The following is an 11,911-nucleotide window of genomic DNA, read 5'->3' as shown; positions in this document are numbered from 1 at the left end:
GTTAATTGTAGTTAAATTGATATTTTGGATTAATTGAAAGTTTCTTTTTTGGTAGAAGTGATGCTGGATAGAATTTTTCAAGATTTTCAGCATATTCCCGTAGGATTTCATAGTAAAAATGATAGGTGTCTGGAAGATCTTTTTTTATGTAATCCCCATATTCTAGCAGTAATCTGTTTTCAACCAGAATAGCCCATTGATTTTGATAATACTTCAAGAGACTATCATTCACGATCAAGTCGCGATCTGAATACTTAAATTTCATTGATATAGACTCGCACCAAGTCACATAATATCTGTGGATAAGGTTGTCATATCCCAGCAGATCCAATCCTATAGACTTTCGGACTGCTTTTCTCTTATTTGATTCTAAATTTGTATTTGCCATATTGTGAATTTTAAATTGTTAATCTGTGATATCGGATCCGAAAAGGATCATTGCCTTATGTTCATCAATCACGAACTTTCCGCCCGTGGTTCTACCACCAACTGTGGCAACAAGCCCCTGAATTCTTACAATTCGATCAGCAAGCCTTTTAATCATTTTCGCTGTTGCCGTATAGGGTTCTCCGCGTTCTTCGTGTGCAATGAAAATGAAAAGTTTATCTGGGTGATTGTCAATAAGCTTTTTTAAGCCTCCGTTTTTCAATTCATCTACATAAACCGTTACATTGTCGATAAAGATGATTTTAGGAGCGTATCGTGAACTCAAATACTCATTTAATTCATTAAGCAATACGCCTTTTCCGTATGCCTTAAACTTTTTATTCGTAACATCTACGTTAGCCCGTTTTAAAACATCCTGAAAGGATTCCTCCAGTCCCTCTTCTGCACTCAGATATAGTATTGATTCTTTTTTAGCCAGATAATCCGCAAATAGAATAGAAAACCATGTTTTTCCGTTTTTCTCTTCACCATAGAAAAGCCAAACTTTTCCTTTTCGTCCTGGATTGCCGAATGCTTCTTTCCAAACTCCGTCAAGCTCCAGCCTTTCGATGTTTTTTTCAACTATGCTTTTTAAAGTCTTCGTTCTCATTATGCACTAATTTTGATAAGTGTTTCCAAAGCTGATAATGATTTATCTTTGTCTAAGCATTGTTTTACCAATCTTCCAACGTCATCACCAGAATAATTGGCATTGGCAACTTGTGTAAGCAGCTCATACCTGAATGCTCTACGATCAGCCACACCTGTAGGTGTCAGCTTAATGAACTCCTCAGAGAATCTTCGGAATATTTCTGCATAACCAACTTTATTGGTGCTGATTCCTCTTTCAATTTTTGCTCGTAGACCATCCGCCCCCATCATATACCATCCACAAACTCCTTCCGATGAGTTCCACAGTTCTTTAAGTTCCAAAAAGGCAGTGTATTCAAGATCTCCCAATTCATCCAAAATAATAATCGGGTTATCAAGTTGTTTTAAGTAATATTTAAGATTGGCCTTTACGTCTACATATCGACCCTTGTTATCAATCCCCAATGTTTTAGCCAATAATCTGATAAATTGCTGTTTTGTCTTTGCCTGAGAACAGTCAAAATAAAAAGCATTCTTTAATGATTTAACAATGTGTCTTGCACTGAAAGTCTTACCAATTCCACAGTCATCTACAAGAATCATTGATGCACTGAAGTGTTGACAAAAATTGATATTATCTTGAATTTGTTGATAAACAGACGTTCTTACTACATTCCAGTTTGATTTTTTTGTATTGATATCCAATTCACGGCCTATTTGTAACCATTGACTTTCCGAGATTATTTTTTCAATTTCTCCCGCTTTCAGTCTGCTATATACAGCTCCAGATATGCCATATATTTTCGCAAATTGTGCATCTGTCCCTCCAAAATTTGGACGACGTTCCAAAAGTGCTAACCTTACTTGATGCTTGTATTCTGTTGTTAAGTTTATCATGTCGTTAATTTTTACTATTTAAAAAATGAGTTTCTCCAGTTTACTGTTGGAGGTTGGGTATTAAATACTTCGTCATCTGGTGTATCAATTATTTCTGTTGCCCCAGATTCAACAAATTGTTTTCGGTTCATACCAGGAATAAAGAATCCATTTTTCGGATGTGGTTTTGGTTTTTCTATGATGTTGATACGTAGCAATGATTTTTCCTGTTTTCTTATAAATCCATCTACACTTGCTGTATAAGAACTTTGTATTTCCCTCGCTTTTTCGTCTGCATCGGTTCTTTCAATGATAGCTCTGTTATATTTTGGCATCTCCTGGACTTCACAAATAAAACGATCCTGATAAAATGCTAATGCTTTTAAAACATTTCCCTGATTATCATCCAACCAATAAACATCAATGTCTTTTCCTTCAATAGCTTTTAGTGATGTAATTAGATCATTCCCTAACGAGATCATACCATTCATTGCGATGGCCCTTTTCTTGCCTTGCAGCTTTATATATCCACCGTTACAGGATGTTGGAACTTTATAACCTAGATATGGTAAAATAGCTTTCCAGTTGGTTGGCTTCAGGTTGGGATGTTGCATTTCAGTGAAATATTCCCAACGGGTACGGCTTGGATCCTTTGAATGTGGTGAATTGTTCCACTCAAAAATGTCATCGATCCCGTTTTGTATTATTTCATCGTATGGAATTTGTGGAATTTCACCCGAATTTTGCTGATTCGATTCTGATTTTGCCGTCGGACGTGCCAGCCATCCTTTACGTTTTTTCTCAACTTCATATCTCAATGCTCCAAAAAAGCGTTCAATTCTTTTACCTCTTGCATTATTTGCTTCAATTCTTACATTTTCAAACATATAGCCATCCTGTAGGAATGTTTTTGTAAAGCTGCTGTTCAATGCAGATTCAGCTTCAAGTTCTGATGGCAGATTAAAACCCCATTCTGTATAATTTCTTACCATCTGGCGATAAAACTCAGTAATAATTCCTTCTTTTGATTTTCCATAAACAAAAACTGTAAAACATTCACTAGCTAGGTCAATTCCATTGTAAAACCATGCACGCTTTCCAGTAAGATCTTTAAATGGTGGTTGTCTGTCATCAATCGATATGATAGATCCAGCGAACTTTGGAGCCTCTAATTGATGATGTGGTTTAAACATACCCATGTATTGTTGCCTGTCTCCTGATCTGGTCTTGTAAGTTGCTGCCTTGTTTTCCCATTTAGACAAATACGCCTTTACTGTACTTTCCGAAATTTTAGGAAATTCCTTTGGATTGTATACTTCTCCTGTGGTTTCATTATAAACCTCTGCATATCCACTCAAAAAAGCATCATAAGACCGATGTATTTCTGTTGCTGTAGGTTTGTGACTTTGAGTAGAAAAAAGCCCGTTTAAAATCATCAATACGTTTTCATCTACTTTCAAGGGGTTGATTTTTCTTTTTCCCTCAACATCTTTAATAATTGACAGGTAATTGAATTGATAGGTAATGTTCTTATATTTAAATTCTGTTTCAAATGCATTTAAAGTCTCTTTAAATCTAGTTGAGTGTGTTGGTAGATTATGAGTGGGTAATTCCATTTTTGCCAGATATGCATTAAAACTGTTTGATTCATCACATAGAAAAGTATTAATACCTTTTAAGGACATTCCCAACTTTACGCGCTCTGTAATATGCTTTTCTCTCAATTGAAGCAAAGAAATTAAAACACTCGCATTGGTAATATATCTTTGCTGCTCAGAGGGGAGTAGGTAGGTTCCGTCTGGACGGCTAAAACTTGTATAAAAATCTACTGCGATAGAATCTGTTTTGTAGAAATAAAGTAAATTATGTTCCATCTTTCGAGGATCTCCTAACGCTTCCTTCACATGGGTAGGTAGGCTATCAAAATCAATGATAAGTTTTCTATTTCGGCAGCCTCTTTGAAGTGGTTTGACTCCATAAGTTTTATGTCTGTTTCTGCTGATTTCCTTAGATAGAACATTCTGACTACTCCAAAACCTTGGAATAAGTTCCTCAACGGTAACCGCTACATTATTTGTATTATTCCAAAAGTGAGGCATATTATAGTATTGTATTAGGAAATTCTGATCTTACTGTCCATGAAATAAGACCGCTGAATAGTAAATGCTTAATTCTAAACTCAATAGTTTTTCCATCAAGTGAATAATGCCAAGTTTTCTTTGTGTTATAAATAAATTTCATGTTATTGATTTTTGAATTGTTCAATTGCGTCTTGTGTAGGTTTTATCATCTCATAATACTTCTTACGTATATTGTCTGCTGTTCTACTTTGTTTTTCTTTTCTAATACTCATTCTCACGAATCTTGTACTTACTTCAAATTCTTCTGACAATACATTAAGGATATCCGTATTGTAACTTTGTCTTTTTTTCGTAGGTTTGCTCATTGTCTTGTTAGTTCCGTTATTGGAACAAATATATTGCAATAATTTCCAATTTCAAAAATAAAAATGGAAGTATTTACAAATTTTAACATATGAGTAACGAAATAGGATTAAGAATCAAGGAGTTAAGAAAACAAAATAGTTTAACTCAAATGGAATTTTCTTCCAAAATTCAGATTGATAATAGTCAATTAAGTAAAATTGAACAAGGAAAATTGCTCCCAACACTAAGCCAGTTAATGGAAATGTCTTCCATTTTTAAAAAATCACTTGATTGGTTAGTGGGGAATGAAACAAAAATAGAGTTGCCAAATGTTTTAGGAGAATCAAATTCTAATTATTTATTTCAACCAAATGTAATAACTGTTGACAGCCACAATAATGATAATATTGTACTAGTTCCGCAAAAGCTTAAAGCTGGTTATTTGACTGGCTTTAACAATCCTACATTTATTCAAAAATTGCCAGCTTATCGAATGCCTGGGTTAAATAATGGTACATTCAGAATGTTTGAGGTTGAGGGAAATTCAATGTTTCCAACATTACCAAATAAAAGTTATGTAGTAGGAGAGTTTGTTGAAGATTGGCTTAGTGGTATAAAAGACAATCAGCTTTATGCAATTATTTCAAATGAAATTGAGGATGGATTAGTGAAAAGATGTCTCAATAGAATAGATAAATACAATAATCTTATTTGTAAATCAGATAATAGAAGAAATTATCCTACACAAAATATCGATCCTGACTCAATAAAAGAAGTTTGGGAAGTAAAATTACATCTCAATTTTCAATTACCAGATCCTGCTGATATTTATGATCGTGTAAGTGATTTAGAAGCAGAAATGCAACAAATGAAGAAAACTTTAAATAAATAACATATCTTTTTTATTAGTACAAAAAACAAAACACACGTATATGATTCAATATCAGAGTTTTATATACTTTTTATTTTAACACACATTTGAAATTAACTAAGTTTTGAGCGATTTTTAATGTTGTTTTACCCCGTTTTAATATCAATTATCATTTTTTAACATCATATTTTTACTGCCTTTTGGTAATCCATTTGGTAATCCATTTGGTAATCCATTTAAAAAAACAGCTTTTTTTCATCTACATTACAAACCACCTTTTTTTATTGAAATAAATGGAACTAATTTCCAATAAAAAAAGCCCTAAAACGATGTTTAGAGCCAATAAAGGTAGTAAATGGTAGGGATAATAGAAGTATATCAAATTTAAGCTATAAATGATCTTTTAATCCCGCATATTATAGTAGCATTATGGTAATAAATAGCAGTAAATTTACATTTCGATTCATCCTTATTTCAGCTCAAAATCTAACGCAAACCCTTTGTTTTTGGGCTTTTTCAGGTCTTTTTACTTTACTTTTACTTTTTACATTTAGAACTACCCCTCATATTTGTTATGAGAAAACTATATGCTATCGTATGTTTAGCTCTTTTGTCAAATGCATACAAAGCACAAGAATCACTACCATATTATCAACAGTATCTTTTGGATGGTGACTTCCTGTTCAACCCAGCTCAGTACGGTAAAACAGACTACGTACAGCTCAATGCCATTTATCAAAAGCAATTTTCAAAATTCAGCGAATCCCCAAACGTACAATCAGTGGGAATCAATGCAAACATATTCGATAGAGTAGGTGCCGGTCTAACAGTATTCAGAGACAGTAATGGAGCAGAGTCTTCAGGAGGTGTTACAGCTGGTGCTTCATATTTTATTCCTCTAAGTAGTGAAGGAGATAGAAAAGATCAGTTCTCTTTTGGTACAAGTGTAAGTTTGTATAATAGAAATTTTGATTATTCTAAAATTAACGTTGAAGAGCAGGGTGACCCATTAGTAAGAGGTGAAGAAAGTAATATCTTTATGGCTTATGCTAATTTCGGTTTGGCTGCTACTTATAAAAACCTTTTTGGGGGCGTGTCTGTGAATGATATCGCATTAGGTAACGATAAACCAATTGTAAACGGATACGAACCTTCTCCAATTAAATTCTTCCTAAACTTAGGATATAACTGGCACATTGCCGATAATATCATGCTGACCCCTGCAGCAATGATCAACCTGAATACCAACTCAACAAGAGTAATGGATTATAACCTAATGGCTACATTCTCAAACGAGATCAATGCATTCTCTTTTGGGGTAAGCTATAGAGCTGCTCAGAATAGATTTGACAGTCAGCAATTAGAAATTGCTCCTATTGTTAAAGTAAGATTCAATAAATTTATGATTGGAGCTACTTATAACCTTGGATTGTCTGATATTCAGAAATATGGAGGAAATAGCTTCATGATTGGTCTTGGTTATAACTTCGATAACTTTATTAATGTTAGAGGATATAGATATTAATCAATTTAATTTAAATAAATTTGAGCTCTGAATTTTTCAGGGCTTTTTTTATGATATATATTCACATTCCTTTCTGTAAACAAAAATGCAGCTATTGTAATTTTCACTTTTCTACCTCCTTGAATTTTAAGGACGAGATGCTCAATGCAATGAAAGCTGAAATAAAACTTAGAAAAGATGAATTACAGAATAAGAGTCTGAAATCCTTATATTTTGGAGGCGGAACTCCTTCCATTCTTTCGGTAGATGAAATCAATTCCTTAATTGATGAGGTTTTACGTTACTTTAGTTTTGAAAAAGATATAGAGATTACACTGGAAGCCAACCCCGATGATCTGGATAAAAATTTTTTAAAACAATTGTCAGGAACTCCTGTTAATCGGTTATCTATCGGAACCCAAAGTTTTTTTGAAGAAGACCTGAAACTGATGAATAGAGCTCATACCGCTTCAGAAGCAGAGGGTTCTATTAAGCGTGCTCAGGACTTTGGTTTTGAAAACTTAAGTATAGATTTAATTTACGGTTCACCTACCTCGAATCTTGAAATCTGGAAAGACAATTTAAACAAAACCATTGCATTGGAAGTTCCTCACATTTCTTCCTATGCGCTAACCGTTGAACCTAAAACAGCTTTAGAAAACTGGATATCTAAGGGAAAAGTTAAAAGCCCACGGGAAGAAGAACAAAACAGAGAATTTTATTACCTGTCAGACTTTTTAAAAGATAATGGTTTTGAACATTATGAAGTTTCCAACTTTGCAAAACCTGGTTTTTATTCCAGACATAACTCTGCATATTGGAAGTATCAGGAGTATTTGGGAATAGGCCCTTCAGCACATTCCTACAACGGATTTGATGTAAGAAGCTGGAATGTGGCCAATAATCAGCAATATATTAAAAAGCTTAATGCAAAACTTCTGGCTAAGGAAGAGGAAATTCTTTCTTTGGAAGATCAGTTTAATGAAATGATCATGATTGGACTACGAACAATCTGGGGAGTTGATCTGAAAAGCTTAAAAGATAAATTTAACGACAGATTTCTTGAGCATTTTCAAAATGAAATCAAACAGAAAATGGAAGCAGGTACTTTAATTATTGAAGATAATCACTTAAAAATTCCTGAAAAACATTGGTTTATGGCAGATGGAATTGCTTCTGATTTATTTATAGTTTAATAGGTTTAAAAAAGAGCCGGCTTTAGGATAAATAAACTCGTTAAACTCAAATTTTGAATCTAAAATCTTCGTATTTTTGTATAAAATTTCAGTTCATTTGAAAACTAAAAAACAAGATTACTCGCATCTTTCACCCAGCCAGCCTATCGGTATCTTTGATAGTGGAGTAGGTGGACTTACTGTAGCTAAAGAAATCAAAAGGCTTCTTCCTAATGAAGACCTTATTTATTTTGGTGATACAAAGCACCTTCCTTATGGCGAAAAGTCAAAAGAAGCGATTATAGAATATTCTACAAAAATTACCAACTTCCTGCTGAAGCAGAATTGTAAGGCGATTGTAATTGCCTGCAATACAGCTACGGCAAATGCTTTAAATGAAGTTATGCAGTCTGTTGCGGGTAAGGTTCCGGTAATTGATGTTATTAATCCCGTTGCTGAAAAAGTATCCTATGAAATTCACAATAATGTTGGAGTTATTGCGACCAAAGCAACGGTGAATTCCGGTCTTTACAAGAAAAGCATCCGAAAACATAATAAATGGATTAAGGTGGATGAATTGGCGACTCCGTTGCTGGTTCCTGCTATTGAAGAAGGTTTCAAGAATCATCCGATTACTCATGCTATTATTTACAATTATTTGAGTAATAGTAAATTGAAGAATATTGAAACTTTAATTTTAGGTTGTACCCATTATCCGCTTTTAATAGATGAAATAAAACAATATTACGGAAATAGAGTCCGAGTTATTGATTCCCCAAATATTGTAGCCAATCATCTGAAGATTATTTTGGATAAATATAATCTTCTCAATGATAATAATCCGGCACCTAATTACCATTTTTACCTTTCAGATCTTACCAAGAACTTTGAAAAGATCTCCAAGAAATTCTTTGGTAAAACCATTGACTTAGAGCTAAAAGTATTATAAAGAAAAAAGTCTGCCTCATATAGAAGCAGACTTTTTTCTTTATAAATTATTGTTGTAAGAATAGTGAAGCTATTTCAATACACAGTGTGCAAATCAATTTGTGAGATTCGTGTTTGGAAATTAGGCTTCCAAAATCACTTTTTCAGCTTTTAGTCTTGTCTTCGGATTAAATTTCGGCTGATTAGCATCTGTCTCTGTTCTTTCCCCAATAGCTACAGCAAAAAGAGTTTCATAATTTTCATTTTTCAGGATGGTATCATATTGATCTGGTTCAATACCTTCCATTGGGGTAGAGTCTATTCCCATATCAGCACATGCAGAAAGTAATACTCCCAGTGATAAATAAACCTGATGCCCCAACCAAGCTTTTACCTCAGCTTCTCCTTTAGGCTTTACTCTGTTTTTGTAATAATTTACACTACCCTCAGGAAGATTTTCCTCAATCTGTTTTTCAAAATCTTCAGGATTTTTAATAACCTGAAAGATAATCAGATGACTGCAGTCCAATACTTTCTCTTTATTGATGTAAGAAACCTCTGCAAGTTTTGTTTTCAACTCACTGCGGTTTACAAAAATAAAGTTCCATGGTTGGCTGTTGATGGAAGATGGACTCAGGTTCAGAATTTCTTTCAATTGAGAAATTTGCTCATCGCTGATATTTCCTTGTGGGTTATACTTTTTTACAGTATACCTTGTTTTCATTTTGTCTAAAAAGCTCATAATTTTATACTATCATTTTTATAGTTACAAAATTAATTTAAGTTTATTAACTTTGCAATAACGGTAAAAAATGATAGTATAAAATGTATACAATAGACGACAAAAATTATCCTTGTTGTACAAGTGTTACCATGAGGTTTATAGGAGGAAAGTGGAAAGCTGTAATTTTATATCATCTCATTGATGGAGCGAAACGATATAATGAATTGAGGAAGATAATTCCTACCATTACAGAAAGAACATTGAGTCTTCAGCTCAAACAGCTGGAAGAAGATAATGTTATAGACAGGAAAGTGTTTACAGAAAAGCCACCTTTAATGGTAGAATATACATTAACGGACTTTGGTAAGACTTTGCTGCCGGTTTTAGAAGAAATTACAAAATGGGGCAAAACAGCTCCTGAAAGGTCAAAAAAAATAATCAGGAATTAAAGTTCCTGATTATCTTCTTTATTTGGATTAAAAAAACTGAAACTCACGTTTCCGTATTTTCTTGTATCTACCAGATTGGGGTGTTCCAATTTCATTCTGCTTTGATGCTCTACAATAAGAACTCCATTTTCCTTTAGGTATTTGTTATTTAAAACCAGAGAAATCAATTCGTAGTATTTTTTCTCCTCCATTTCGAAAGGGGCATCTGAAAATACAATCTCAAAGGATTTTTTATTTCTGAATTTTTTCAGCCAGGCAAATACATCGTCTCTTTGTACGTTGATTTGAAGAGACATGTCTAACTCAGAAGCTGTAGTATTTATAAAGGATGTGTGCTTTGGGTTCATTTCCACAGAAGTTACATTCTGACATCCTCTGGAAGCAAATTCGAAAGTAATAGAACCGATTCCTGCAAAAAGATCAAGTACGGCAATCGACTGCATGTCGTATTTATTTTCCAGAATGCTGAATAAAGCTTCCTTGGCAAAATCTGTGGTTGGCCTTACATCGAAGTGTTTTGGGGCGGCAATTTTTTTGGCTTTCCATTTGCCTGATATTATTCTGAACATGTTGTATTAGGGTTTAGGTAATAGATTATAGACGGTAGATGTTTTTGGAATCAGATTCCTTTTATCTGTGATCTGTAAGCTAATTAAGTATAAAATTCTTGTTGGGAATATTGTCAAAAACAATTTTCAGATTTTTCACAAATTTCTGAAGCTCGGAAATAAAGGTCTCATTTTCCGTTGTTTCTCCATAGGCATAAAAGCTGGTTTCATTAATACCAAAACCTATTTTACTTAATGTAAACATAATGAAGTAAAGAAAGTCAACTTCAGAGTTTACATCCAGATTATTGTAAAGTATAATCTTTTTATTGTCAATGGCAAAAAATTCACATTGATTATGATAAAGGTTGATATGAATCTCCTTATTATTCTTATTATTAATTGAACTTAAAAACTTTTCTCCCGAGAAATTAAAGTGTACCGGTATAGCTAGTTCCTTTATTTTCTTGTAATAATTCTTCGGGAAAGTATAATAAAACTGAATATTAAATTTTTTGTTGATGGAAAGCATCAGTTCTTCTTTCTCCTTATCAGTAGGAGCATTGAAAGAGATTAAGTCAAATCCGGCATCGTGGTCAGAAAAACCTTCCGGCATCAGGGTAAAATGATTCCATGCAGAAATCACCTGTATTTCATCAAATCGCTGTTTGATAAGAACTTCATCCAGTTTGTCCTCAATAAGGTTGGCTGGGGTTTCTTCAGTAACGAAATAAGACTTTTCTTCCAGAATGTTTTTGTTTTTCACAATCTGGTAGATCAATCCGTCTTTGGTAAAAAGTAAATTAAGTACGTTCATATTTCAATTGCTGCAAATTTAGTGAAATTCTACCATTACCGCACCCGATTGATGGTGAAGTATTTCCTTATTATAAAAATCAATATTAACCTGGCTTTCCAAAACATCCCGAACCATCCTCTGAAGAATTCCATCACCAATTCCGTGAACAATCTCCAATCTCTTCAGGTTATTTCTTTTGCAAAATTCCAACACCTCGATCAATTTTTCCTTTTGAATAAACAATCTTTCAAAACTGTCATAATCACTAGGATTCTTTACCAAATTATGAAAATGAAGGTCCAAAACCAAATGATTTTTCTGATGTTTTTTAGAAATAATCTTTTTAGGCTCTGCTTTTCTTACCACTCTGATATTTTCGTAAAGATCTTTATCTTTGGGAACCAGCTTTTCTTTGGGATATTGATGGGTAAAGCCGTATTCATCTTTAAAAACCACAATGTTTCCCTTCACGGAAGTCACAACTCCGCTTAAATTCTCGTCTACTACAGAAACGGTATCCCCAATTTTCATACTATTTAAAACCTATTCGCTCTCTTTAGCAAATGATAAACCAATCTCTGGTTTTATCAGAAAT

General features: G+C 33.5%; 14 protein-coding genes. 5 read left to right on the top strand and 9 right to left on the bottom strand.

The window, feature by feature from the left end; translation table 11 throughout:
* Position 1: 1 nt before the first annotated feature.
* The 5 genes from C1638_RS22185 to C1638_RS17445 all read right to left on the bottom strand — a co-directional run bounded on the left by C1638_RS22185 (position 2) and on the right by C1638_RS17445 (position 4,339).
* Positions 2–388: a hypothetical protein gene (locus C1638_RS22185; protein ID WP_123838393.1), complete on the bottom strand. Its 387-nt coding sequence runs from the start codon at positions 386–388 to the stop codon at positions 2–4.
* An 18-nt stretch (positions 389–406) separates the two neighbouring features.
* Positions 407–1,036: an ATP-binding protein gene (locus C1638_RS17460; protein WP_109623096.1), complete on the bottom strand. Its 630-nt coding sequence runs from the start codon at positions 1,034–1,036 to the stop codon at positions 407–409.
* A complete protein-coding gene (locus tag C1638_RS17455) occupies positions 1,036–1,914 on the bottom strand; it encodes an AAA family ATPase (RefSeq protein ID WP_109623094.1) in 879 nt (292 codons plus the stop codon). Before C1638_RS17455 ends, C1638_RS17460 begins: the two co-directional genes overlap by 1 nt.
* 14 nt (positions 1,915–1,928) lie before the next feature.
* Entirely contained in the window at positions 1,929–3,992 is a 2,064-nt protein-coding gene (locus tag C1638_RS17450) for a hypothetical protein (protein WP_109623093.1), read from the bottom strand.
* A 143-nt stretch (positions 3,993–4,135) separates the two neighbouring features.
* On the bottom strand, positions 4,136–4,339 hold the full coding sequence (locus C1638_RS17445; protein ID WP_109623091.1) for a hypothetical protein: 204 nt from the start codon (positions 4,337–4,339) through the stop codon (positions 4,136–4,138).
* Between the two features lie 89 nt (positions 4,340–4,428).
* Between C1638_RS17445 and C1638_RS17440 the strand changes: the two genes are divergently transcribed.
* From C1638_RS17440 to murI, 4 genes are all read left to right on the top strand, one after another.
* Positions 4,429–5,211: an XRE family transcriptional regulator gene (locus tag C1638_RS17440; RefSeq protein WP_109623089.1), complete on the top strand. Its 783-nt coding sequence runs from the start codon at positions 4,429–4,431 to the stop codon at positions 5,209–5,211.
* Between the two features lie 553 nt (positions 5,212–5,764).
* Positions 5,765–6,715, top strand: a complete 951-nt coding sequence (locus C1638_RS17435) for a PorP/SprF family type IX secretion system membrane protein (RefSeq protein WP_076356143.1) — start codon at positions 5,765–5,767, stop codon at positions 6,713–6,715.
* 50 nt (positions 6,716–6,765) lie between these two features.
* The gene (gene hemW, locus C1638_RS17430) at positions 6,766–7,890 is read left to right on the top strand and encodes a radical SAM family heme chaperone HemW (RefSeq protein ID WP_109623087.1); all 1,125 of its coding nucleotides are present in this window, start codon (positions 6,766–6,768) and stop codon (positions 7,888–7,890) included.
* Positions 7,891–7,987: 97 nt separating this feature from the next.
* Entirely contained in the window at positions 7,988–8,818 is an 831-nt protein-coding gene (murI, locus tag C1638_RS17425; protein ID WP_109623274.1) for a glutamate racemase, read from the top strand.
* A gap of 120 nt (positions 8,819–8,938) precedes the next feature.
* Here murI and C1638_RS17420 read toward each other — a convergent pair whose 3' ends face one another.
* Entirely contained in the window at positions 8,939–9,538 is a 600-nt protein-coding gene (locus C1638_RS17420) for a nitroreductase family protein (protein WP_109623085.1), read from the bottom strand.
* Between the two features lie 83 nt (positions 9,539–9,621).
* On the opposite strand from C1638_RS17420, the gene C1638_RS17415 reads away from it, so the two are divergent.
* Positions 9,622–9,969: a winged helix-turn-helix transcriptional regulator gene (locus C1638_RS17415; protein WP_109623083.1), complete on the top strand. Its 348-nt coding sequence runs from the start codon at positions 9,622–9,624 to the stop codon at positions 9,967–9,969.
* Here the strand turns inward: C1638_RS17415 and rsmD are convergent.
* From rsmD to C1638_RS17400, 3 genes are all read right to left on the bottom strand, one after another.
* The gene (gene rsmD, locus C1638_RS17410) at positions 9,966–10,538 is read right to left on the bottom strand and encodes a 16S rRNA (guanine(966)-N(2))-methyltransferase RsmD (RefSeq protein ID WP_109623081.1); all 573 of its coding nucleotides are present in this window, start codon (positions 10,536–10,538) and stop codon (positions 9,966–9,968) included. The two genes, C1638_RS17415 and rsmD, sit on opposite strands and share 4 nt — an antisense overlap.
* Positions 10,539–10,617: 79 nt before the next feature.
* A complete protein-coding gene (locus C1638_RS17405; protein WP_109623079.1) occupies positions 10,618–11,334 on the bottom strand; it encodes a DUF3822 family protein in 717 nt (238 codons plus the stop codon).
* Positions 11,335–11,352: 18 nt separating this feature from the next.
* Complete coding sequence (locus C1638_RS17400) at positions 11,353–11,847, bottom strand: DUF8465 domain-containing protein (protein WP_109623077.1); 495 nt, start codon at positions 11,845–11,847, stop codon at positions 11,353–11,355.
* Positions 11,848–11,911: the final 64 nt, after the last annotated feature.

Origin of the sequence: Chryseobacterium oncorhynchi, assembly GCF_002899895.1 — a bacterium.
Classification (GTDB): Bacteria; Bacteroidota; Bacteroidia; order Flavobacteriales; family Weeksellaceae; genus Chryseobacterium; species Chryseobacterium oncorhynchi.
Note: the sequence above shows the minus strand (reverse complement) of the source record. Positions and strands in the feature narration are given on the sequence as shown.